Here is a 23463-nt window from a genome sequence, read left to right as displayed (position 1 = left end):
CCGGCCGGGCACGATCCGACGCATCGCCCGCCCCTTCGGATGAACGATCCGCTCCGCTCAATCGTTAAGGTTCCGACAGGCCTCCGCCCGACCGGTTCGGCGGGGGCTCGAGCGGGAGCCGCGGGAGGCGGGTCGGTTCGGCATGCGCGTTCTGTGTGGTTCCAGACAAAACGCCGAGAGCACAACAGCTTGGCCTTATGCCGGGCCGGTCTCGGACCTCGAATCCTGCCCGCCGGAGCATTGCGCAAAGGGCGCGCCGCGGGCATATCGGACGGCATAATGGTCGATCCGTCGCAGATGCACGCCAGCGGGGCGGACCATGCCCCGATCGACCCTCCCGTCGATCTCGACGCCCTGACGGCGGCCGAGCGGGAGGCGGTCGAGGCGGGGCTCCTCGCCCTCGATTCCAGCGGGACCGTGCTGGCCTGCAACCGGGCGGCGGCGGCGCTCTGCGGCTTCGCGCCCGAGGCCATGATCGGGCGCAACTACTTCCGCGATCTCGTGCCGAGCGCCCGCGTGCCGGGCTTCTACGGCCGGTTCCTCGCGACCCGGCGCAGCAGCCTCGGTGCGCAGAGCTTCGAGTTCGTGTTCGGCCGCCTACCGGCGCCGTTGCGGGCGCGCATCGAACTGCGGCCCGGCGCGGACGGGCGCACGTGGCTCGTGATCAGCCCCATGGCGCAGATCGCCGCCGGCCCCTCGCGGGAGGCGGTGCTGGCAGCCATCTCCCGCCGCAGCCGGGCCGAGCCGGTCGATCCCGGCCTGTGCGAGCGCGAGCCGATCCACATCCCCGGCTCGATCCAGCCCAACGCCGTGATGCTCGCCGCCGACGCGGCCACCTTCGAGATCCTGGCCTTCAGCGCCAACGCGGCGGACGTGCTGCCGCCCGACTTGTTCCCGCCGACCGGGCAGCGCCTGGAGGCGGTGCTGCCGGCGCATATCGTCTCGGCGATCCGCGATGGGCTTGCCGCCCACAGCCTCACCGACGGGCGAGGCCTGCGCCGCACCATCGCGCTGCCGCCGCGGGACGAGAACTTCCACCTCGTCGCCCACGTCCATCTCGGCCGGGTCATTGTCGAACTCGAACTCGCGCCCGAGCGGGCCGAGGATTTTGCTTCTGCCAGCCCGCTCGACACCGAACTCGCCATGGCGCGCCTGCGCGCCGCCGAGAGCCTGACCGAGGCGGCCCAGATCGCGGCGCTCGAAATCCGCGCCGTCACCGGCTTCGAATCGGTGCTGGTCTACCGCTTCGACAGCGATTGGAACGGCGAGGCCATCGCCGAGGACATGGTGCCGGACTGGCAGCGCCCGCTGATCGGCCTGCGCTTTCCCGCCTCCGACATCCCGGCCCAGGCCCGCGCCCTCTACACCAAGGCCAAGAGCCGCTTCGTGATCGACCGCGACTGCGTGCCGGTGCCGCTGGTGGCCGACCGGGCGGCGGGCAACGCGCCGATCGACCTCACCTTCGCCCAGAACCGCACGCTCTCGCCGATCCATCTCGAGTATCAGCGCAATCTCGGCGTCGACGGCTCGATGTCGATCTCGATCATGGTCGAGAACCGGCTCTGGGGCCTGATGATCGGCCATCACCGCCGCCCGCACTACGTCGCCCCCGAGACCCGCGCGGCGGCGACCGTGCTCACCGACGCCTTCGCCATGCGGGTGCAGGAGATCGAGGGCAAGGCGCTCTGGAGCGAGCGCCAGCACCATCTCGACATCCAGGGCCGATTGGTACGGCGGCTGACCCGCTCGGACGATTTCGCCCACACCCTGATGCAGGGCGAGCCGGCCCTGATCGACCTGTTCGGTGCGACCGGGGCGGCGATCGTCTCCGACGACACCGTCTGGCAGGCCGGCGCGACGCCGGGCGAGGCGGGAATCGGCGCGCTCGCCGCGTGGCTGCGCGCCGAGCTGCCCGCGGGGGCGCGCAGCTTCGTCACCGACACGCTGGTGCTGCACCACGCGCCGGCCTCAGCCTACACCGAGACCGCGAGCGGCCTGCTCGCCGTCTTCGTCGGCGCCGAGCGGCGCCATATGCTGCTGTGGTTCAAGCCGGAGATGCCGAGCACGGTCACCTGGGGCGGTGATCCCCGAAAGCCCGTCCTGCCCGGGAGCGGGCCGGTGGCGGTGCTGCCGCGGCGCTCGTTCGAGCGCTGGGTCGAGGAGCGGCGCGGCCATTCGGCGCCGTTCGCCGCGTGGAAGGTCGACCTCGCCGAGCAGTTGGCCGAGGCCGTCGACGGCGTGGTCCTGCGTCAGCGCCGCAAGATCGCCGAGCTGACGGAGCTTCTTGCCGAGAAGGAGCGCCTGCTGGAGCAGAAGGACCTCCTGACCCGCGAGATCGACCACCGGGTCAAGAACTCGCTCCAGATCGTCACCGCCTTCCTGCACATGCAGCGCCGCCAGATCGCGGATCCTGCCGCGCGGCAGGCCTTCTCCGAGACCTCGGCGCGGGTGATGAGCGTGGCCCGCGTCCACGACAGCCTGTACCAGGGCGACAGCCTGGAGGAGGTCGATCTCGGCCAGACCATCCAGGCTCTGTGCGACGACCTCGCCGGCATGGCGGGCGACCAGCACAGCGTCGAGATGACCGCCGAGACCGGACTGATGGTGCCCTATCGCCACGCGGTGGCGCTCTCGCTCATCACCACCGAACTCGTCACCAACGCGTTCAAGTATGCGGGCCGGCCCGATAAGGGCGCCCACATCATCGTGACGGTGAAGAGCGAGCGCCGGGACGGCTCGCTGCCGGAGGCCGGCGAGGCGGGCGAGGCCGTGCGGCTCACCGTCTGCGACGACGGCGACGGCATGCCGCCGGACTGGGAGAGCGGCAAGGCGCGGGGCACCGGTCTCGGGATGAAGCTGGTGCGCGCCATGCTGGAGCAGATCGGCGCTCGGCTGGAGGCCGAGAACGCGGGCGGCGCCTGCTTCACCGTCCACGCCTGAGCCGGGGTTTTTTTGACACAGCCCGAGAACCTGCAAACCGGCCTGCACATCCGCCTGCGCGCGGCGACGGCGGAGCCGCACGAGGCGCTGGAACGCGATCTCGACTGGCAAGGGAAGGTGGCGACGCTCCCCGGCTACCGCGCCCTGCTGGCCCGTCTGCGCGGTTTCCACGCGGCCTACGAGCCCGCCATCGCCCTAGGGCTTTCCGACGAAGCCTTCTTCGCGCCGCGCCGCCGTCTCGCGGCGCTCGACGCCGACCTTTCCGCCCTCGGCCTGGATTTTTTCGCCCGCACCGCCCTGCCGGCCCCGCCCGCCCCCCGGCTCGAAGGGGAGGGGGCGGCCATGGGCGCGCTCTACGTGCTGGAAGGCTCGACGCTCGGCGGCCTCGTCATCGGCCGCCATGTCGGCGGCCTGCACGGCGATGGCGTGCCGCTGGCCTACTATTCCGGCCGCGGCCGCGAGGCCGGGCCGCTGTGGCGAACCTTCCGCGAGCGGCTGGACGGTTTGGCTTCGACGCAGGAGGGGGCGGCCTTCGCCGCAGGCGTCGCGACCTTCGAGGCGATGCGGGTTTGGCTGACGACGGCGCTGGCCGTCTGAGCCCCCCGATTTCCCCCGTCATTCCGGGGCCGCGCAGCGGAACCCGCAATCCACCCGTGATGCGACGCCCTTCGCACCGTCGAGGTCAGTCGTGGATTGCACGCCTCCGGCGCGCCCCTTCGGGTCCGGGTTCGCTTCGCGCCCCGGCATGACGGGGGAGGGTGTTCGGTGTCGCCGCCGAACCTGCCTCCGCTGTCGCGCGGCCCAACCCTGTGCTAGCCCGCTGTCCATGTCGAGCGATGCGCCGCGGGGCGTCTTCATCACCTTCGAGGGCGGGGAGGGGGCGGGCAAGTCCACCCAGATCGCGCGCCTCGCCGCCACCCTGCGGGCCGGGAGCGGGCGCGAGGTCGTGACGACGCGCGAGCCCGGCGGCACGCCGCGCGCCGAAGGGTTTCGCGAGGCGTTGCTGCGGGGCGTGGCCAAGCCGTTCGGGCCGTTCGCCGAGGCGCTGATGTTCGCCGCCGCCCGCATCGACCACGTCGATGGTCTGATCCGCCCGTCGCTGGAGCGCGGCGCGATCGTGCTGTGCGACCGCTTCGCCGACTCCACCCGCGCCTATCAGGGCGCCGCGGGCGGGCTCGATCCGGCGCTGATCGCCAGCCTGGAGCGGGTGACGCTGGGAGACCTTCGCCCCAACCTCACCCTGATCCTCGATCTGCCGGCACCGGCCGGCCTCGCCCGCGCCCGTCGGCGCGGGGAGACGGAAGCGCCGGACCGGTTCGAGGCGGAGGCGCTCGGCTTCCACGAGCGCCTGCGGGCGGCCTTCCTGGCCATCGCCGAGGCCGAGCCGGCGCGCTGCCGGGTGATCGACGCGTCCCCCGGCCCCGATGCCGTGGAGGCGGCGATCCGTAGGGCTGTCGCGGCCCATCGCCCCGACCTCTTGCCCGCCCCCTCGCCCGCCCCCTTGCCTGGCGAGACGGGAGACCGCGACCATGCCGCCTGAGGGAGGCCGCGCCCGCAAGGAGGCGCCTGCCGTCTCGGAGGCCGAGGTCGGCGACCTCGCCCACGTGCCGCGCCCGCGCGAGCAGGCCCGCCTCGTCGGCCACGCGGCGGCGCAGGACGCCTTCGCCGAGGCGCTGGCCGCGGGCCGCCTCCACCACGCATGGCTGATCGGCGGCCCCGTCGGCATCGGCAAGGCGACGCTCGCCTACCGGGTCGCCCGCCGTCTGGTCGCCGATCCCCGCACGCTGCCCGCTTCCGAAAAGCTCGATCTGCCCGAGGGGCACCCGGCGGCCCGCCAGGTCGCAGCCCTGTCGCATCCGAACCTGGTCGCGCTGCGCCGGGTCCAGGCGCCGGGCGCCAAGACCCTGCCGACCCGCATCTCGGTCGATGCCGCCCGCGAGGCGCTCGCGCTGTTCGCCACCACGGCGGGCGGGGAGGGGGGCTGGCGCGTCTGCATCGTCGACAGCGCCGAGGACCTGAACGCCAACAGCGCCAACGCGCTCCTCAAGATGATCGAGGAGCCGCCGCCGCGCGCCATTTTCCTGATCGTCTCGCACGCACCGGGGCGGCTGCTGCCGACGATCCGCTCGCGCTGCCGCGCGCTGACGCTCCGCCCGCTCGCGGACGAACAGGTCCGCACCGTCATCGAGGGCTTCCCGGCCCCCTTCCCCCGGCCCGAACCGGCGGCGCTCGCCCGCGCCGCCGCGCTCAGCGAGGGCTCGGTGGCCCGCGCCGTGGCCCTGCTCAATCCCGGCACGCAGGCCATCGAGGCGGAGGTGTCGAGCCTGCTCGGCGGCCTGCCCGATCCGGATTGGCGCCGCGTGCTCAAGCTCGGCGAGAGCCTGGCCGCCCGCGACGCCGAGCCCCTGCTGACCGCCGTGCTCGACGCGATCCAGCGCCACGTCGCCGCCGAGATCGACCGTCGCCAGGGCGAAGGCCCGGCCCGGCTCTTAGCCCTGGTCGAGGCCGCCGAGCGCATCGCGGCCTCCGCCCGCGAGGCCGCGATCTACAACCTCGACCGCCGCCCGCTGGTGCTGGCGGCGTTCGAGACGCTGGCGGCGGCGGGGCGGTAGCGGCTTCAGCGCTCCGGTAGCACGCCCATGCCCCCATCCGTATCGACGACGACGGCCAGGGGGGCGGCGTCGGCCGGGCAGGCGGTGAGCGGGATCGGCATCCCGTAGCCGATCCGGCGGCGTCCGAGGCCGTCGAGGCCTAGTTGTCCGGCGAGATCCCGGCGGCCGCGGCGCGGCCGGTCGATCCCGACGAGGCGGCCCCCGCAGAACAGGGCAAGGTGCATCGCGCGCCGGGGCGTCGCCGGATCGTAGGCCCAGGCCTTGACCAGGGTCTGGGTCGCGGTGGCCTCGATGGCTTCCAGCCGGCCGCGCACCGAGGCCGGCAGCGCGAGGCCGCGTTCACGAAACGCGCGCTCGGCCCGCTCCCGGCTCGTCCACGTCTCGGGCGGCAGGGCCGCCAGCGCGGCGCGGGCCCGGACTTCGCGCCAGTCCTGCACGGCCGTCTCCGTACTGCCCCAGGCGGCGCAGCCCAGGAACAGGAGCAGGTAGGCGGCCAATCCTCCGCGCAGGCGAAGGGCCGCCGCCCGATCGACCCGGCGGCGCAGCGTCCGGTAGAGCGCGAGGTCGAGCGGACCAAGGAGCGCGGTCACGGCGAAGGCGACCGCCGCGCAGACGAGACCGTAGGACAGGGGCGACCACTCGGCGGGCAGGAGGCGTGCGACGACGACGAGCACCGGGAAGTGGACGAGGTAGAGGATGTAAGACCCGTCCCCGAGGGCCAGCAGGCCGCGCACCGGCCGCCCCGTCCCCCGCACCTGGGGGCTGCTCGCCGCGGTGCCGACGAGCAGCACGGCGGCGATCCCGCTGAGCCAGCGCGCCGCGTCGGTCTCCACGAACAGGCAGGCGGTGGCGAGCGGCAGCGCGAGCAGGCCGAGGCCGGGGCGCATCCGGCCGCTCGCGAGGAGCCGGGGCAGCAGCAGCCCGCCCGCGAAGGGCACGCAGGCGGCCACGAACGGCAGCAGGTAGGCCGGCGGCTGGTAGCGGTCGCGGGACGCCTCCGGCAGCAGGACGAAGGCGAGCGCAAGCAGCGCGAGCCAGAGCAGCGCCAGCGAGAAAATCCGGCGGGCGAGGCCGGCCCAGGCCACGACGAACAGGCCGACATAGAACGACACCTCGAAGACGAGGGTCCATTCCACGATGAGTGGGTAGCTGCGCGGGCCGGCCGGGGCGAGCGACAGGGCGATCGGCGCGATCCCCGACGGCGCGATGCCGCAGGCCGCGTAGACCGGCACGGTCAGCGCCACCACGAGGAGGTAGGTCGGGACGATCCGGATCAGCCGGTGGGCCAGGAAGGTCGAGGGCGGATCGCGCCGGATCAGCCCCGCCATCAGGAAGCCCGAGATCGCGAAGAAGACCGCCACGCCGCCGATGCCCATCAGCGTGTCGAGCGGCTGTGCCGGGCGCCCCGCCCCCCGCTCCAGTTGCGCGTAGGCCGCGGCATGGTGCGAGAACACCGCACTCGCGGCGAGGCCCCGCAGGATCTGGATGTTGGAAAAGCCCGCCGGGCCGGCCTCTCGCGCGCCGGCATCGGCAGGGGGAGCGACCTCGACCGCGCGGAAGCGTCTTGGCAGCATCGTGGCGAGGCGGGCGATCATGACGGCGATCCCGGAGCCGGAAGTCCGGGCTCGTGACGGGTTGGGAGGGATGCAGCGCAGACAAGCCACATCGGCAGGGCGCGAACATATCGGGAAACGTGGCCAGAATGGCGCCGCCTCGACCCCCGAGGCCCGAACCGCCTCGGTTGCGTCGCGGGACGCGGCGCGCCACAAGGCCTGTCGGTCCATGCTCGAACCAACCGGGACAGTTCAGACGTGAGCGAGACGCCGGACAAACCCTTCCTCATCACCACGGCGATCTCCTACCCCAACGGCGCGCCGCATATCGGCCACGCCTACGAGGTGATCGCCACCGATGCGATCGCGCGGTTCCAGCGCCTCGACGGGCGCGCGGTGCTGTTCTCCACCGGCACCGACGAGCACGGCCTCAAGATCCAGCAGGCGTCGGCGAAGGCCGGGATCAGCCCGCGCGCCTTCGTCGACGACATGGCGGGGCGCTTCAAGGCGATGGCCGACCGGCTCAACTGCGCCTACGACCGCTTCATCCGCACCACGGAGGCCGACCATTACGCCGCCGCCCAGGAGCTGTGGCGGCGCATGGAGGCCAACGGCGACATCTATCTAGCGAAGTATGCCGGCTGGTACTCGGTGCGCGACGAGGCCTATTACGACGAGGCCGAGACGGTGCTGGGTCCCGACGGCAGCCGCCGCTCGATCAAGACCGACACGCCGGTCGAGTGGATGGAGGAGGAGAATTTCCTCTTCCGCCTGTCGAAGTATGGGGACAAGCTGCTCGCGCTCTACGCCGAGCGGCCCGATTTCCTGAGCCCGGAGACGCGACTGAACGAGGTCGCGAGCTTCGTGCGCTCGGGCCTCAAGGACCTCTCGATCAGCCGCACCACCTTCGACTGGGGCGTGCCGGTGCCGGGGCATCCGGCCCACGTCATGTACGTCTGGGTCGATGCGCTGACGAACTACCTCACCGTCTGCGGCTTCCCCGACGAGACCGACCCGCGCTGGCCGTTCTGGCCCGCGGACGTGCACGTGATCGGCAAGGACATCGTCCGCTTCCACGCGGTCTACTGGCCGGCCTTCCTGATGTCGGCGGGGCTGCCGGTGCCGAGCCGCGTGTTCGGCCACGGCTTCCTGCTGTCGCGCGGGGAGAAGATGTCGAAGTCGCTCGGCAACGTCGTCGATCCGATGGATCTGGCCGAGACCTACGGCGTCGATGCCCTGCGCTACTTCGTGCTGCGCGAGGTTCCGTTCGGCGGCGACGGCAATTACAGCCACGAGGCGATCATCAACCGCATCAACGCGGACCTCGCCAACGATCTGGGCAACCTCGCCCAGCGCTCGCTGTCGATGATCGCGAAAAACCTCGAAGGCGCCGTGCCGGAGCCCGGAGATTTCTCCGAGGCCGACACCCGGCTGCTGGCCGCCGCCGCCGCCTTGCCGGAGAAGGCGAGGGGGCTGATGCGGGACCTCGCCCTCCACACCATCCTCTCCGAGATCTGGACCGTGGTGGCCGACGCCAACCGCTACTTCGCGGGCGAAGAGCCGTGGCGCCTGCGCAAGACCGACCCCGAGCGGATGGCGACCGTGCTCTACGTCACGGTCGAGACCCTGCGCCGGGTCGGCCTGATGGTGCAGCCCTTCGTGCCGACGGCGGGCGCGGCGCTCCTCGACCTGCTGGCGGTGCCGGTGGACGCGCGCGGCTTCGCCTTCACGGATGAGGCCCACCGCCTGGCCCCCGGCACGGCGCTGCCGGCACCGACCCCGATCTTCCCGCGTTTCGAGAAGCCGGAGGCCGCGGCCTGACGGCCTTAGGCTCTCCGCTCTCCCTCCCCGATCAAAAGAATCCATGCTGGTCGACAGCCACTGCCATCTCGACTTCCCCGACTTCGCCGAGGACATCCCGGGCGTCGTCGCCCGCGCGGCGGCGGCGGGGGTGACGCGGCTCGTCACCATCTCGACGCGGGTCGCCAAGGCCGACACCTACCGGGCGCTAGCCGAGGCGAATCCGGCGGTCTGGTACACCGTCGGCACCCATCCGCATGGCGCCGCCGAGGAACCGGACGTGCCGGCCGACACGATCGCGGCGCTGGCCGAGGCTCCGCGCTGCGTCGGCATCGGCGAGGCCGGGCTCGACTACCATTACGAGGATGCGGCGCCCGAGGCCGTGCAGGAGCGGGTGCTGCGCGCCCATATCGAGGCCGCCCGCCTGTCCGGCCTGCCGCTGGTGATCCATTCCCGCGACGCGGACAGTCATATGGAGGCGGTGCTGACCGACGAGATGGCCCGCGCGCCGTTCCGGGCGGTGCTGCACTGCTTCTCGTCGGGCGCGCGGCTGGCCGAGGTCGGGGTCGAGCTGGGACTGTTCGTCTCGTTCTCCGGCATCGTCACCTTCCGCCGCTCGGACGCGCTTCGCGACATCGCCCGCAGCGTCCCGCGCGAAAGAATCCTGGTCGAGACCGACGCGCCGTTCCTGGCGCCGGAGCCGCATCGGGGGCGGCGCTGCGAGCCCGCCTACACCGCCGACACCGCCCGCGTGCTGGCGCGTGCCCTCGACCTGCCGTTCGAGGATTTCTGCGCGCTCACCACAGGCAACTTCTACCGGCTGTTCGCGAAGGCGGCGGCCCTCGACGGGGTCGCGGCATGACGACCGGGGAGGGCGCATGGCCAGCCTGAGCTTGCGCATCCTCGGCTGCGGCTCGTCCGGCGGCGTGCCGCGGGTCGGCTCCGGCTGGGGCGCCTGCGACCCGGCCGACCCGCGCAACCGCCGCCGCCGCTGCTCGCTGCTGGTGGAGCGGCGCGAGCAAAGGGTCGGGCAAGGGGAGGGGGCGCCGACCACGGTGCTCATCGACACCTCGCCGGATCTCCGCGAGCAGCTGATCGATGCGGGCGTGACCAGCCTCGACGCCCTGCTCTACACCCACGCCCATGCCGACCACACCCACGGCATCGACGACGTACGCCCCCTCGTGATCCAGATGCGCCGCCGCATCCCGGTCCACGCCGATCCCCTCACCCGCGCGCTGCTGACGGCCCGGTTCGGCTACGCGTTCGAGACCCCGCCGGGCAGTGCCTACCCGCCGATCCTCGACCTGCACGAGCTGCGCGCGGGCGAGCCGGTGCGGATCGACGGCGCGGGCGGCACGATCGAGGCCCTCGCCTTCGCGATGGAGCACGGCAACGAGGCCGCCCACGGCTTCCGCTTCGGCCCCGCCGCCTACGCCCCCGACGTGAGCCTGATGCCGGAGCCCGCCAAGGCGGAACTGCGCGGCCTCGACCTCCTCATCATCGACGCGTTGCGCGAGACCCCTCACCCGTCGCACTACTCGGTCTCGGACGCGCTCGCCCTGATCGAGGAAGTCGCGCCCAGGCGCGCGATCCTGACCAACCTCCACACCGATCTCGACTACGCGACGCTGGCCAAGAAGCTGCCGCCGGGGGTGGTGCCGGCGCACGATGGGTTGAGCGTGGCGGTCGATCTGTAGAGCGCCGTTCGGACGGTTTCTCCCACCCAACTCCCTCATCCTGAGGCGCTCAGCCGAAGGCTGAGGGAGTTGGGTGGGAAAGGCCGACTACGCCCGCACGCCCGCGAGATCGGACCGGAAGAACAGCCCCGCCTTCAAACTGTCGCCGATCCGGTGCGCCCGCCCGACGACCTCCTCGGCCAGCTCCGGAGAAAAGAACTCCGCCGCGGTCGCCTCGAACAGGCCGAGCCAGCGGGCGAAATGGTCCGGGGCGAGACCTGGGAGGCCGAGATGGCGGCCGAACGGGTTGCCCTTGTAGCGGCCGGTCCGCAGCAGCACCGAGGACCAGAAATCGGTCACTCGCACCATGTGGTGGGGCCAGTCCGCGTCCGAAATTTTTTGGGCGAAGACCGGCCCGATCAGCGGATCGCGGCGGACTTTGCCGTAGAACGCGTCGAGGAAGGCGGCGAGCGCCGCCTCGGTCAGCTCGGTGTGGGGCATGGTGGGCGGGGAGTGGGCTTCGGTGGCCTCTCGATAAGAGGCCCCTGCCCCGGCTCAGTTCCGGGCGAGCGAGGGCTGGATCAGGCCAGCGCCGACGAGGATCTGGGCGGCCGCCGCCTTGGCGAGCTGGCGGTAGCCGGCATCCGTCATGTGCAGGCCGTCGGGGCCGATCATCTGGGCCGGCGTCATCAGGCCGTGGGTGACCCAGGACTGCATCAGGGCGCGGCGGCGGATCACCGGCACGTTCAGCTCGGCGGCGAGCGCATGCAGCGCCTCGCCGTAGCGCTCGGCGCCGTCGACGCCGGAGAGCTTGCGGCACCATTGCTGGTCCATCAGCACCACGTCGGCGCCGGTGGCCCGGATCGCCTTGAGCCCCTCGCGGGTCAGTTCGACGAAGCGCTCCACCGGCACGCCGCGCAAGGGATCGTTGCTGCCGGTCTGCCAGACCACGAGGTCGGGCCGTTCGGCCAGCACGTCGCGCTCCAGGCGGCTCGCCATCTCCTCGGAGGTGTCGCCGCCCTTGCCGCGGTTGATCACGGTGATGGAGCGCCGGCTCGACGCGCCGATCTGCAGCCGGTCCTCGAGGTCGCGCTCCAGCAGGGCAGGGTAGGCCATGGCCGGCGAGGACGCGCCCGCCCCTTCCGTCGAGGACGAGCCGAACGCCACGATCCGCACATCGCCGTCGCGGCCGAGCATCGAGGCGAGCCGTGCGAGCTTGGCCGGCACCCGCTCCGCGGCGCGCTCCTGTACGACCGCCCCGGTGATCGGCGGCGCGTCGGGCTGGGCGAGCACCGGGCCGGCGAGGGCTGCGACCGCAACGACCGACAGCAATCCGGGGAGCAGGCGGAGCGGCATGGGGACCGACATGGCGAAACGCTTGAGCGGGTTCATCGATTCGGCCGTGTTGCCCGGGAAATGTGACGATTGCGAGGGTCGCGCCGCCATCAGAGCCCGAATTGGATACGTTATGCACGATTTTGCCGCCAGCGCTGCCGGGATGCAATTTCGTGCCGGACTGTCGGTGGTCCGTGCAGGCATCATCGGGCCGAACCGATCCGATTCCCTGGCGGAATTCGATAAAATGCGATGGGGTTATGGTTAATGAAATTAACCATAAGAGGGACGGCGCGGCCTGGGGACGGCCTCTAGTTCCATAATATATCTTATGCGAACGACTTTGGTGCGGGCTGGGGTGGGCTTTTCCCGTCCTCGCGAGGCGAAGCCGGAGCGATCCCGGCCGCCACGATGCCGAACGATGCGGAGCGTGTGCCGACGAAGCCGCTTCATCCCGCGGCGTGCTCTTTTGGGAACCTGCGGAGCGCTGGATTGCTTTGGCTTCGACTCGCCTTCCGGGGTAGGGCACCCGCCCAAACTCCCCCAAAACCCCCTCCCCGGCCGATCCGGGATCGTCCGGCAACTTGGCGGACAAGGAGGCGGTCCCGGCCTCCGCCGGCACCGTTCCGACCGATCGCGGGCTGTTCGTCGGCCTGCTGATCGGCGTCATCCTGATCGTCGGCGGGCTGACCTTCTTCCCCTCGCTCGCCCTCGGCCCCGTGGCCGAGCATTTCGCCGGGGCGGTGGGCCAGACCTTCGGGGCAGGGGGTAAGAAAGATGCCGCGCCCCCTCCCCGCCAGCCGAAGGACTCGCCAACGCGGGCTTCGACATCGCGTGCTCTCAATCGGCCCGGACCGAAGCCAGCCGGTCAGGTCAGGGGGATCGGCGGCTCAAACAAGCCGAAGCGGCAAACCCTTACGCCGCCGCCCGCATCGTCGGAAACACCAGTCGCACCACCGTGCCGCCCTCGTTGGCGTAGGTGAGCTGGCCGTCGAGCTGGGCGGCCAGCCCCTGGACGATGCGGAAGCCGAGGCTACGGCTCGCCGCCGGGTCGAAGCTCGCCGGGATGCCGGGGCCGTCGTCGGCGATGGTCAGGGCCGCGAGCGGGCCCTCCAGCGGCTCCAGGCGGATCGTGATGGTGCCGCGCCCGGCCTCGGTGAAGGCGTGCTTGAGGGCGTTGGTGACGATCTCGACCACGAGGAGCGACAGGGTGGTCAGCCGGGCGAGGTCGAGGCGCAGCGGCGGCACGTCCACGAGGCAGACGATGTTGCGCGCGCCCGTGGCCTCCAGCAGGTCGGCGCAGAGTTCCTGCAGGTAGAGCCCGACCGGCTGGTCGATCCGGCTCGGATCGTAGAGGCGGCGGTGGATGCGGGCGATGGTCTCCAGCCGGGCCTGCGCCTCGTCGAAGGCGGCCATGGCCGCCTTCGGGTCGTCGGCGATCTTGCGCTTCTGTAGCGACAGCAGGGCGGCCACGAACTGCATGTTGTTGGCGACCCGATGCTGCAGCTCCTGGAACATGGTGCGCTGCTGCTCGTAGAGGTCGGCCGTCACCGCCCGCTCGGCGGCGAGCCGGGCGCCGGACACCTGCATCCGATGGATCAGGGCGATGTCGACGGTGACGATGAAGGTGTAGAACGCCATCGTCAGCGCGGTCGGACCATTCAGCACGAACGTCTCGACCGGGCTGATGAAGAAGTACCACGCGGTGAGCCCCGACAGCACCGCGCAGACGATGCCCGGCCGTAGCCCCAGGAAGAACGTCGTCAGGATGACGGCGGGAAAGAAGGTCAGGAACGGGAAGCCCGGCGGCAGCACCGGATCGAGCCCGAAGCGCAGGCCCGCCGCGAGCCCGGCCACCGCCGCGGCCAGCAGCTCGCCCGCCCAGACTTCTCCCCCCCAGGACGGCAGGCGCGCGGGCGCGACGGCCGGATCGCCGGCCCGCGACAGGGGAGCGGGAAGCTGGGACATGGGCGGGGCGAAAAGTCCCGAGGCGGTGATTCGCCACCTTAGCGCATCGCCGGGCCGAACCTGTGTCCGCTTGGCCGCGATGGTTGCTTTTTGGTGTTTTATTTCGTGGCCGCCGCCCGGCGTCCGGCGGTCTCGGCGATCAGGATGCCGCCGAGCACGAGCGCCAGCGCGAGCCCGTCGAAGGCGTCGAACGGCTCGCCCGCCAGCAGCACGGCGAGCCCTGCCCCGAACACCGGCACGAGGTTGACGAACAGCCCGGCCCGGTTCGGCCCGATCAGCTCGACGCCGCGGATGAAGGAGAGCTGCGCCAGTAGCGATGGCCCCAACGCCACGAAGGCGACGAGCGGCCAGCCGACATGCAGCGAGGGCCAGATCAGCCGTCCGGCCGCCCATTCGGCGGCGAGGGGCGGCAGCGAGGAGAGGAGGGCGGCGAGCGCGAGCCCGGTGAAGAAGGCGAGCCCCGACACCTTCGGCCGCGACGGCAGCGCCACGGTGTAGCCGGCATAGACGAGGCAGGCGGTCAGCATCAGCCCATCGCCGAGGTTGAAGCTGAGGCTGAGCAGCGCCTTCAGGTCGCCGTGGGAGGAGGCCACCGCCACGCCCGCGAGCGTGACCGCGGCGCCTACGACCTGCCATCCCCTGACACCGGCGCCGCGGGCGAAAAAGTTGAGCAGCATGACGAAGATCGGCACCGCCCCCTGGAGCAGCGCGACGTTGAGCGCGGTGGTGCGCGCGCCCGCGGCGTAGAACAGGCTCGCGAACACGGTGTAGCCGCTCGCCCCCATCAGCAGCAGGTAGCGCCAGCGCGCCACGAGCCGGGGCCACTCCGCCGCCACCTGACGCCGGGCGATGACGGCGAGCAGCCCGAAGGCGAAGAGCCAGCGCAGCGTCGTGAGCGCCTGCGGCGACACCTCGCCCACCGCCCACTTGCCGGCCACCGCGTTGCCGGCCCAGAGCAGGGCGGTCAGCGTCAGGATCGCGTAGGCGGTGGCCGTGGAGCCGCGCCGCCGGGTGGGGGTTGCCTGCACGGGTGGGTTTGTCCGGGTTGTGGTGGGCGACTGAGGTCTGGTCGGCTCTTCATCGAAGGGCGGGTCGAAGAAGTGTCCCCGGTCGATCTAGGGCAGAGGCACACCCGCGCTATCGGATCGGTACGGTTGCCGTCAAAACCGGAAATGCGGGACCGTGGGAAACTGTTCGACGACGAGTTGGCCCCCGACCAGCCGGCGAGCGGTGCGCGTGCCGTCGAGTTCGATCACGATGTGGGCACCGGGGCCGGCGCGGCGGATCGTGTCGGCGACATCGTCCGCCCGTTCGAGGATGGCGCGCCGCCGGTTGTGCGGCAGGGCGATCACCGTGAGGCGCCGCCCGTGCAGGCTCTGCTGATCGGCGATGTTCTTGTCGTTGGTGACGAGGATGTCGAAGCCCGCGGCCTCGCAGGCCCGGATGAGCGCGCCGTTGCTCAACGAGACCCAACCACGGGGAAAGCGCGCGGCGTCGACGCCGCGCTCCGTCAGGGCCTGCACCAGTTGCCGAGGCACGCCTTCATCGATGACGACGCGCATGCGTCTCAGGCCGCCCGCGGCGCGGCCAGCGAACGGGCGGTGAGCTCGAGAACCGCGACCACGTCGCCCCGGTCGAGGCTCTCGTAGGCGTCGAGGATTTCGTCGAGGGACAGGCCGTCGGCGAGGTTCTCGAACAGGACCTCGACCGGCACGCGCGTGCCCCGAAACACGCGCCGCCCGCCCATCACGGCGGGATCGGACGTCACGAGGTCGTCGAGGCGGAGGGCGGAGTCGCGCATCGGTGATGCTCCGGTTCAGCGGCCGGGTCGTCGTGATTGGTAGCGGGGGAGCGCTACCAAATCCAGCGAGCGTCGAAGCGCGCCGTCCTGGCTGCGCAGTCGCCCTCTCCTTTCGTCGGCTTGACGAAAGGGGGCTTGGGCGCGACCTCACGTTCTGCCGCGCCGGAGCCCCTGCCCTGTCCGTTTCCCCCTCCCCTCACCGCGGCCCCGCGCGGGCCCGACCGGCTTCGTGATGGCCGGGCGCTTCGTCTTTTCGGGCCGTACCGCCCTCGTCACCGGGGCGGCGAGCGGCATCGGCGCGGCGCTGAGCCTCGCACTCGCGGCGCGCGGTTGCGCCCTGGCGCTCGCCGACCGCGACGGCGAGGGGCTGGCCGCGGTGGCAGCCGCCGCCCGCGCCGCGGGCGTGGCGGTGAGCGAGCACGTCATCGACCTCACCGACGCCGCCGCCATCGCGGCGCTGCCCGCGGCTGTGCAGGCCCGTCACGGCGGGCTCCAGCTCCTGATCAACAACGCGGGCGTGGCGCTCGCCGGGCGGTTCGAGGAGACCGACCTCGACGACGTGGCGTGGCTGATGGACGTGAACCTGCACGCGGTGATGCGGCTGACCCACGCCTGCCTGCCGCTGCTGCGGGCCGCGCCGCAGGCGCAGATCGTCAACCTGTCGAGCGTGTTCGGCATCGTCGCGCCGGCCGGCCAAGTGGCCTATGCGGCGAGCAAGTTCGCGGTGCGCGGCTTCTCGGAGGCGCTGGCGCATGAATATGCCGGCACCGGGCTCGGCGTGACGCTGGTCCATCCGGGCGGCGTGGCGACCCGCATCGCGCAAAACGCCCGCATCCCCCAGGGCCTCGACCCGGAGAAAGCAGCGCGGGGTCTCGCCGCCTTCGAGCGGCTGCTGACGATGAACTCGGAAACCGTCGCCGCCGCGATCCTGCGCGGCGTCGAGGCGCGTGCCCCCCGCCTCGTGATCGGCCGGGATGCGCGCCGCGCCCTGCTGATCCAGCGCCTGATGCCGGTGCGCTACTGGTCGCTGATCCGCCGCACGGTCGGAGAGAGGTGAGAGCATGGCGAGCCTGCGCGCGCATTTCTACGACATCGCCGTGCGGGTCGCCGTGAAGGCGCGCGTCGGCCGGCAATCCGACATCGGGGCGATCCGCCGGGCCTTCGACCGCGAGACGTTTCCTTCCCCCCTCGGCGTCACCTTCACGGTCGGCGAACTCGGCGGCGTGGCCGGCGAGTGGGCGGAACCCGAGGGCGGGCCGCAGAATGGATCGGAGGAGCGCCCTGCCCTGCTCTATCTCCACGGCGGCGGCTTCATCGCCTGCTCGGCCCGGATGTACCGGCCGATCACCGGCCATTTCGCCAGGGCCGGCCTGCGGGTGTTCGCCCCCGATTACCGGCTCGCCCCGGAAGACCCGTTTCCGGCGGGCGTCGAGGATTGCGTCGCGGCTTGGCGCGCGCTGTCGGCGCGGGAGCCCGCCGCCATCGCGGGCGATTCCGCGGGCGGAAACCTCGCGCTCGCCACGATGGTCGAGGCGCGCCGCCTCGGGCTGCCCCTGCCCGCCGCCGCCGCCCTGTTCTCGCCCGCCACCGACCTCGTCGGCCGCAGCCCGTCCTTCCGCACGAATGCGCGGCGCGACGCGATGTTTCGTCCCGAGGCGCTGACCCGGCTGGTGCCGGCCTATCTCGACGGCGCCGACCCGGCCGATCCCCGCGCCTCGCCGATCGAGGCCGATTTTTCCGGGTTTCCGCCGCTCATGATCCATGTCGGCACCCGCGAGATCCTGCGCGACGACTCTCTGAGGCTGGCGGACAAGGCCCGCGCGGCCGGCGTGAGCGTGTCGCTCACCCAGTTCCCGGTGGTGCCGCATGCTTGGCAACTCGCCGAAAGTTTTCTGCCGGAGGCCCAGGCTTCGCTGACGGAGGCGGCCGTGTTCCTGCGCCGCGCGCTCGAAGCGGTTCCGGAGGCGGTGGCGTGAGCGGGAACCCGCTCGATCTCGTTGTCGTCGGCGCCGGTTTTTCCGGCCTCGCCATGGCGATCCGGGCGGACCGGGCCGGGTTCTCGCGGCTCATCATTCTGGAGAAGGCCGACCGCATCGGCGGCACGTGGCGCGACAACACCTATCCGGGGGCGGCGAGCGACGTGCCGGCCCATCTCTATTCCCTGTCCTTCGCCCCCCGCTCCGACTGGTCGCGGCTGTTCCCCCGCCAGGGCGAGATTCAGGCTTATCTCCAGGGCCTTGTCGCCGAGCATGGGCTGGCGGATCGCCTGAGCCTCGGCACCACCGTCCGAGGCGCGACCTACGACGAAGCGTCCTGCCTGTGGCGGGTCGAGACCGACCGGGGCGTGATCGTCACCCGCGTCCTCGTCGGCGCCGTCGGCGCCCTGCACGCGCCGGCCCGGCCCGCCCTGCCCGGCCTCGATCGCTTCGCAGGCCCCTGCTTCCACACCGCCGAATGGAACCACGGCTGCGACCTGACGGGCCGACGCGTCGGCGTGGTCGGTACGGGGGCGAGCGCCGTGCAGATCGTGCCGGAGATCGCCGGCGATGCGGCCCATCTCACCCTGTTCCAGCGCAGTCCGGCCTGGATCCTGCCCCGCCACGACCGGCCCTACGGCGCGGTCGCCAAGACGCTTCTCGGGCTCGCCCCGCTGCGCCGGCTCTACCGGGCGAGCCTGTTCTGGCGGCGGGAACTCACGGCTTTGTTCGGCTTCACCCGCGTCTCGCGGCTGACCGCGGGGGCGGAGTCGCTGGCCCGCGCCCACCTGAAGCGCACGATCGCCGATCCCGATCTGCGGCGGCGGCTGACGCCGTCCTACCGGCTCGGCTGCAAGCGGGTGCTCCTGTCGGACGACTTCTATCCCACCCTCGCCCGGCCCGATGTCAGCCTCGTCACGGAGGCGATCCGCGAAGTGACGCCCCACGGCGTCGTCACCGCGGACGGGGCCGAACACCCCCTCGACGTGCTGATCCTCGCCACCGGATTCGCCCCCTCCGGCAGCTTCGACCGCCTCGCCCTCACCGGCCGCGACGGCCGCACCCTGGCGCAGGCGTGGCGCAAGGGAGCGGACGCGTTCCACGGCATCGCCATGGCGGGTTTCCCGAACCTCTTTCTGCTGCTCGGGCCGAACACGGGACTCGGCCACAACTCGGTGCTCGCCATGGTCGAGGCGCAGGTCGCCCACGTGCTCGGGGGCCTGCGGTGGCTGAAGAAGAATCCGGGCCGGGCCGTGGAGGTGCGCGCGCAGGCGCAAAGTGCGTTCCGCGCGTCCGTCGATGCGCGGCTCGCCGACAGCATCTGGGCGCGCGGCGGCTGCGGCAGCTGGTATCTCGACGAAAAGGGCCGCAACCGCACCCTCTGGCCCGGCACGGCCACGGCCTATCGCCGCGGCGCGGGGCGACTGCGTCGGCGGGATTATACGCTGGTCGGGCCGCTTCAGCGCTCCGAGGCGGCGGCGACCGGCCCGTAGCCCTGGTAGATCACCCGAACCGAACGCCGCTCGCCGGGCAGATCGGACAGCGGGATCGCCTTCACGCCCCGCAGCACCGGGACAGGCGCCGGCGCGGGCTCGGGGCTGCGCGTCGTCGGCCGCAGCGCCCAGCGCTCGGCGCCCGACGACGGCCGGTCGGAGGCCAGCGCCGAGGCGGCGAGCAGCCCGCCGAGGCCGGCGAGCGGAAGGAAGGCGGTGCGTGAGAACGCTCTGACGGAAAAGTTCATGGCGACAGGCCCGAGGAATGGGGCCATTTCGCGCTACGAGGCGTTGCGGGAGTCGGATACGCGCCGCGCCTCACGCGTCGTTGCGAACAAGAGTCCGGATTCACGGTAAACGGGGGCCCAATGACGAGCCGCGTGGAAGGTCAGGCCGGCGCCCAGGCGCCCGAACGGGTGGCGGCGGGCAGCGTCATCGAGACCGACATCGCCGCCCGGCTCGACCGGCTGCCGTTCGGCCGCTTCCACACCCTCGTCATCGTGGCGCTGGGCATCACGTGGATCCTCGACGGGCTGGAGGTGACGCTGGCCGGCGCGCTGGTGGGTGCGCTGCGCAAGGAGCCGATGGCCTTCACCGAGTTCGACGTCGGGCTCGCGGCGAGTTCCTACCTGATCGGCGCCGTGACCGGCGCGCTCGGCTTCGGCTGGCTCACCGACCGGATCGGCCGGAAAAAGCTGTTCTTCATCACGCTGGCCCTCTACCTCGTGGCGACCGCCGCCACCGGCCTGTCGTGGAATATCTACAGCTTCTGCCTGTTCCGCTTCCTCACGGGCGCGGGCATCGGCGGCGAGTACACCGCGATCAACTCGACCATCCAGGAGCTGATCCCGGCCCGCGTGCGCGGCTGGACCGACCTCGTCATCAACGGCTCGTTCTGGATCGGCGCGGCTTTGGGCTCGTTCCTGTCGATCGCGCTCCTGCGGCCTGAGGTGATCGACCCGGCCTGGGGCTGGCGCGTGGCCTTCTTCGTCGGCGGCGGCATCGGCCTCGTGATCCTGCTCCTGCGCACGTGGATTCCCGAGAGCCCGCGCTGGCTCGTCACCCACGGCTACGCCGCGGAGGCCGACCGGGTCGTGACCGGCATCGAGAAGCGCTTCACCGACGCGGGCGTCACCCTGCCTCCGCCCGACCCGAACCGGCGCCTCAAGCTGAAGGTCCGCAACCACACGCCGCTCTCCGAGGTGGCGAACGCGATGTTCGTGTCGAACCGCCGCCAGACCTTCGTCGGGCTCGCGCTGATGATCGCCCAGGCGTTCTTCTACAACGCCCTGTTCTTCACCTACGCCCTGGTGCTGGAGCGGTTCTACAACGTGCCCGGCAGCGATGTCGGCTGGTACCTCTTGCCCTTCGCGCTGGGCTCCTTCCTCGGTCCGCTCCTGCTCGGGCGGCTGTTCGACACCGTGGGCCGGCGCCCGATGATCGCGGCGACCTACGGCATCTCGGCGGTGCTGCTCGCCGTCGTCGGATACCTGTTCCATCTCGGCATCCTCGGCCCCGTGGGCCAGACCGCGGCCTGGATGGTGGTGTTCTTCTTCGCCTCGGCTGCGGCCAGTTCCGCCTACCTGACGGTGGCCGAGACCTTCCCGCTGGAGATCCGCGCGCTCGCCATCGCGGCCTTCTACGCCATCGGCACCGGCATCGGCGGCGTCTCGGGCCCGCTCCTGTTCGGCACGCTGGTCGAGACCGGCTCGCGCGATTGGGTGCTGGTCGGCTACCTCATCGGCGCCGCGCTGATGGCGGTCGCGGCGGTGGTCGGCGGACTCTACGCCACCGCGGCCGAGGGCAAGTCGCTGGAGGACGTGTCGAAGCCGCTGGCTTCGGCCTGAGACGGGAAACCTCTGCCTGGCCTCGCGTTGTCGCCGGACATCGCTGGAGCATCGGCCCGAAAGGTGGGAACCGGCTTTCGGAAAAACCGATGCGGCACAAGAACCTGAAGCATCGTCTTGGATACGATCCAGGACGATGCTTCAGGCCGGAGGATGCGGGTGGATCGGACACGGAGATCGGTCGGGCGGGGCAAGGCCCTGAAGGCCGCCGCCCTGCTGCCGCTGGCGGCGGCGGGCGCCTGGATCGCCTGGAGCCATCTCGGCCGCACCCGCGGCGGGCCCCTCCCCCCGGCCCTGCCAGGGCGCCGGACGCGGCTGCGTACCCGCGCCGGCGCGGTCGGCCTCTACGCGGCGGATGCGCGGGCGGGCCGTCCGCTGCTGCTGATCCACTCGATCAACGCGGCGGCCAACGCCTACGAGGTCCGGCCGCTCTACGAGCACTTTCGCGGATCGCGGCCGGTCTACGCTCTCGAACTGCCGGGCTTCGGCTCGTCCGAGCGGGCGGATCGGATCTACACGCCGCGCCTCATGGCCGACGCGATCCTCGACGCAGCCGCCGAGATTTCCGCCCGCCACGGCGGCGTCCCGATCGATGCGATGGCCCTGTCCCTGTCCTGCGCGTTCCTGGCCCGTGCCGCCCTCGACCGGCCGGAGGTGTTCGCCAGTCTGGGCCTGATCAGCCCGACCGGGTTCGACGCCCGCCTCTCCGGCCGCGGCCCGCTCGATAGCCACCGCGGCAGTGCGATGGCGCGCCAAGTCGCCGCCTTCCCGCTTTGGGGCCGCCCGCTCTTCGACGCGCTGGTGAGCGCGCCCAGCATGCGTTTCTTCCTCGAAAAGACCTGGGGCAGCCGCGACATCGACGAGGGCCTGTTCGCCTACGACCAGCTCTCGGCCCACCAGCCCGGCGCCGAGCACGCGCCGTTCTCGTTCATCGCCGGCTACCTGTTCCCGGACGACACCACGCGGGTCTACGAGGCGCTGCGGCTTCCGATCTTCATGGTCCACGGGTCGCGCGGCGACTTCGTGGATTACCGCCACGTCGGCGAAGTCGTTGGCCGCCCGAACTGGACGGTGCTGCGCCTGCCGACCGGCGCGTTCCCGCATTTCGAGCGGACGGGGGCGGTGACGACGGCGTATGGGGCGTTTCTGGAGCGGGCGGAAGCCGATTAGGCGTTCGGATTCAGCCGAATGTCCCCTGTCCCCGTACGGGGGAAAGAGGTCTGTCCATGATTGCCCGAATCGCTGCAGAGTATGCTCGGTCCGACAGTCCCTGTGGATAAGCTGCCATGGCCAGCCGCTGGATAGCGGCTTGGCCTTGTGCTCATCAGGGGCGCCGTAGTTAATGGGACGTTAAATCATTCGATTGCACTAGACAGCGAACTCTGCGCCCTGCATACTCTAGCGATGGGTGCCGCTCAGGAATACCGCTCCGACACTGCCGACGATGCCTCGGCCCTTCGCGTAGATGCGATGGTCCGCGGCATTCTCAGCCTGCTTGAGACTCTCTCGCCGGTTGAGAAGCAGCAGGTTGTGCAGCGGATCACCGATGCGCTTCGCCCGATACGAACGCCAAACGCGGGTGACGTTCTTGGGGTCGTCGTCCAACTTATGCCGCGCACCGGCACTTGGACGGTCGAGGACCTTAGGAAGACAATCGAAAAATCAGGCGTCGAAGCAAAGCCTAAAGAGATTTACAATGCTCTCGGCTATTTAACGCGACGCAAGCATATCCAGAGGGTTTCCTACGGTCGGTACATGGTCGATGGCGCCATGATCGAGACCGCGGAGGATCTAGGCGAAAGCAACCGTTACGAGGAGTCTTATCAGGAACAATCCTGACGCCTCGAACTTCGAAGTTACGCACGAAAGTGCGTGCACAAGATTGACTGCCGGAAATGGAAGGACCGTTGGGTCTCGTACACCCAACGGCCCGGAAGTTCCGACCCGCACAGCTGGATGCCGGGCGCGGGACAGGCTACTCTCACAGCAGGCTCTATAATTGCGCCTGCCAGCCCTGGGTCAAGCCCGGCTCCATCAAAGGAGCTATGAAATGGCAGATCGTCCGGTAACGAAGACGCGTAAGGACTGGCAGGGCGACATCACAGCCTTGTGTGCGGATGGCCACTCTTGGTCACCCCGTGCAAAGGCGGATGCCATCTACGACATCGAGAACGGCCTTCACACTTACTATGTCCCCTGGACCAGCGGACGGACAGAGATCCGTGTCGTGCCGGGGCCAAACGGTAAGTATCTTCGCACCGACCGGGATAACACCACGCGCAATAATCTGGATGAACTTCCGGACTGCTAACTGACAGCAGGGGCCTGGGCACTAAGCCCAGGCCCCTGCTTTGATGCGCTCGGATGAGTAGGCCGTAGCCGCAACAATGCAGCGCTTCGAAAATACAGAGCACAAGCAGGTCACACCTTCGCTTGGCCGACGACACCCTCTCCCCGCG

The 23463-nt window shown here is 71.1% G+C and carries 22 protein-coding genes and 1 pseudogene; 15 read left to right on the top strand and 8 right to left on the bottom strand.

The genetic code is table 11. The features are described from left to right. The first annotated feature begins 279 nt into the window (after positions 1–279). From ASG52_RS02785 to ASG52_RS02770, 4 genes are all read left to right on the top strand, one after another. Positions 280–2940, top strand: a complete 2661-nt coding sequence (locus tag ASG52_RS02785; protein ID WP_056238683.1) for a histidine kinase dimerization/phosphoacceptor domain -containing protein — start codon at positions 280–282, stop codon at positions 2938–2940. A 12-nt stretch (positions 2941–2952) separates the two neighbouring features. Then, positions 2953–3537: a biliverdin-producing heme oxygenase gene (locus ASG52_RS02780; protein WP_502691019.1), complete on the top strand. Its 585-nt coding sequence runs from the start codon at positions 2953–2955 to the stop codon at positions 3535–3537. A gap of 229 nt (positions 3538–3766) precedes the next feature. Beyond that, complete coding sequence (gene tmk, locus ASG52_RS02775) at positions 3767–4480, top strand: dTMP kinase (RefSeq protein ID WP_056238681.1); 714 nt, start codon at positions 3767–3769, stop codon at positions 4478–4480. Continuing rightward, the gene (locus ASG52_RS02770; RefSeq protein WP_056238678.1) at positions 4470–5552 is read left to right on the top strand and encodes a DNA polymerase III subunit delta'; all 1083 of its coding nucleotides are present in this window, start codon (positions 4470–4472) and stop codon (positions 5550–5552) included. The genes tmk and ASG52_RS02770 overlap by 11 nt, the downstream gene beginning before the upstream one ends. Positions 5553–5557: 5 nt before the next feature. Here the strand turns inward: ASG52_RS02770 and ASG52_RS02765 are convergent, their stop codons facing one another. Beyond that, positions 5558–7147 carry an acyltransferase family protein gene (locus ASG52_RS02765; protein ID WP_156383761.1) on the bottom strand — a complete coding sequence of 530 codons (1590 nt, stop codon included), beginning with the start codon at positions 7145–7147 and terminating at the stop codon, positions 5558–5560. A gap of 216 nt (positions 7148–7363) precedes the next feature. Between ASG52_RS02765 and metG the strand changes: the two genes are divergently transcribed. From metG to ASG52_RS02750, 3 genes are read left to right on the top strand one after another with little or no spacing between them, the layout of a single operon-like run. Continuing rightward, positions 7364–8926 carry a methionine--tRNA ligase gene (gene metG, locus ASG52_RS02760; RefSeq protein WP_056238675.1) on the top strand — a complete coding sequence of 521 codons (1563 nt, stop codon included), beginning with the start codon at positions 7364–7366 and terminating at the stop codon, positions 8924–8926. Between the two features lie 43 nt (positions 8927–8969). Beyond that, on the top strand, positions 8970–9767 hold the full coding sequence (locus tag ASG52_RS02755) for a TatD family hydrolase (protein ID WP_056238673.1): 798 nt from the start codon (positions 8970–8972) through the stop codon (positions 9765–9767). Positions 9768–9783: 16 nt separating this feature from the next. Beyond that, positions 9784–10605 carry an MBL fold metallo-hydrolase gene (locus tag ASG52_RS02750; RefSeq protein WP_056238672.1) on the top strand — a complete coding sequence of 274 codons (822 nt, stop codon included), beginning with the start codon at positions 9784–9786 and terminating at the stop codon, positions 10603–10605. 87 nt (positions 10606–10692) lie between these two features. Here ASG52_RS02750 and ASG52_RS02745 read toward each other — a convergent pair whose 3' ends face one another. Together ASG52_RS02745 and ASG52_RS02740 are read right to left on the bottom strand one after the other, a co-directional pair. Then, the gene (locus tag ASG52_RS02745; RefSeq protein WP_056238669.1) at positions 10693–11085 is read right to left on the bottom strand and encodes a group III truncated hemoglobin; all 393 of its coding nucleotides are present in this window, start codon (positions 11083–11085) and stop codon (positions 10693–10695) included. Between the two features lie 54 nt (positions 11086–11139). Further along, a complete protein-coding gene (locus ASG52_RS02740) occupies positions 11140–11952 on the bottom strand; it encodes an SGNH/GDSL hydrolase family protein (protein ID WP_286158919.1) in 813 nt (270 codons plus the stop codon). Between the two features lie 542 nt (positions 11953–12494). Here ASG52_RS02740 and ASG52_RS28145 point away from each other — a divergent pair. Beyond that, positions 12495–12689 (top strand): annotated as a pseudogene (locus ASG52_RS28145) (potassium-transporting ATPase subunit KdpA); the annotation flags it as partial. Between the two features lie 145 nt (positions 12690–12834). Here ASG52_RS28145 and ASG52_RS02735 read toward each other — a convergent pair. The 4 genes from ASG52_RS02735 to ASG52_RS02720 all read right to left on the bottom strand — a co-directional run bounded on the left by ASG52_RS02735 (position 12835) and on the right by ASG52_RS02720 (position 15688). Then, positions 12835–13887: a sensor histidine kinase gene (locus ASG52_RS02735; RefSeq protein WP_056238667.1), complete on the bottom strand. Its 1053-nt coding sequence runs from the start codon at positions 13885–13887 to the stop codon at positions 12835–12837. 98 nt (positions 13888–13985) lie between these two features. Continuing rightward, complete coding sequence (locus tag ASG52_RS02730) at positions 13986–14915, bottom strand: DMT family transporter (protein WP_056238663.1); 930 nt, start codon at positions 14913–14915, stop codon at positions 13986–13988. A gap of 132 nt (positions 14916–15047) precedes the next feature. After that, positions 15048–15449, bottom strand: a complete 402-nt coding sequence (locus ASG52_RS02725; protein ID WP_056238662.1) for a hypothetical protein — start codon at positions 15447–15449, stop codon at positions 15048–15050. Between the two features lie 5 nt (positions 15450–15454). Further along, a complete protein-coding gene (locus ASG52_RS02720; protein ID WP_056238660.1) occupies positions 15455–15688 on the bottom strand; it encodes a DUF433 domain-containing protein in 234 nt (77 codons plus the stop codon). Between the two features lie 232 nt (positions 15689–15920). Between ASG52_RS02720 and ASG52_RS02715 the strand changes: the two genes are divergently transcribed. From ASG52_RS02715 to ASG52_RS02705, 3 genes are read left to right on the top strand one after another with little or no spacing between them, the layout of a single operon-like run. Next, positions 15921–16745 carry an SDR family NAD(P)-dependent oxidoreductase gene (locus ASG52_RS02715; protein WP_056238657.1) on the top strand — a complete coding sequence of 275 codons (825 nt, stop codon included), beginning with the start codon at positions 15921–15923 and terminating at the stop codon, positions 16743–16745. A 4-nt stretch (positions 16746–16749) separates the two neighbouring features. Then, positions 16750–17664, top strand: coding sequence for an alpha/beta hydrolase (locus ASG52_RS02710; protein ID WP_056238655.1), 915 nt, complete (start codon positions 16750–16752; stop codon positions 17662–17664). Further along, on the top strand, positions 17661–19157 hold the full coding sequence (locus ASG52_RS02705) for a flavin-containing monooxygenase (RefSeq protein ID WP_056238652.1): 1497 nt from the start codon (positions 17661–17663) through the stop codon (positions 19155–19157). Before ASG52_RS02710 ends, ASG52_RS02705 begins: the two co-directional genes overlap by 4 nt. Here the strand turns inward: ASG52_RS02705 and ASG52_RS02700 are convergent. Further along, positions 19124–19405, bottom strand: coding sequence for a hypothetical protein (locus tag ASG52_RS02700; RefSeq protein WP_286158918.1), 282 nt, complete (start codon positions 19403–19405; stop codon positions 19124–19126). The genes ASG52_RS02705 and ASG52_RS02700 overlap by 34 nt on opposite strands. A gap of 120 nt (positions 19406–19525) precedes the next feature. Here ASG52_RS02700 and ASG52_RS02695 point away from each other — a divergent pair, with 120 nt between their 5' ends. The 4 genes from ASG52_RS02695 to ASG52_RS25865 all read left to right on the top strand — a co-directional run bounded on the left by ASG52_RS02695 (position 19526) and on the right by ASG52_RS25865 (position 23315). Beyond that, the gene (locus ASG52_RS02695; RefSeq protein ID WP_056238650.1) at positions 19526–21004 is read left to right on the top strand and encodes an MFS transporter; all 1479 of its coding nucleotides are present in this window, start codon (positions 19526–19528) and stop codon (positions 21002–21004) included. Between the two features lie 159 nt (positions 21005–21163). Further along, entirely contained in the window at positions 21164–22174 is a 1011-nt protein-coding gene (locus tag ASG52_RS02690; protein ID WP_286158917.1) for an alpha/beta hydrolase, read from the top strand. A 234-nt stretch (positions 22175–22408) separates the two neighbouring features. Continuing rightward, positions 22409–22843, top strand: coding sequence for a hypothetical protein (locus tag ASG52_RS02685; protein ID WP_056238644.1), 435 nt, complete (start codon positions 22409–22411; stop codon positions 22841–22843). Positions 22844–23054: 211 nt separating this feature from the next. Next, the gene (locus tag ASG52_RS25865; protein WP_082552312.1) at positions 23055–23315 is read left to right on the top strand and encodes a DUF3892 domain-containing protein; all 261 of its coding nucleotides are present in this window, start codon (positions 23055–23057) and stop codon (positions 23313–23315) included. Positions 23316–23463: the final 148 nt, after the last annotated feature.

This window comes from Methylobacterium sp. Leaf456, from assembly GCF_001425465.1.
Lineage (GTDB): Bacteria > Pseudomonadota > Alphaproteobacteria > Rhizobiales > Beijerinckiaceae > Methylobacterium.
This window is presented reverse-complemented; position numbering and strand designations above follow the sequence as displayed.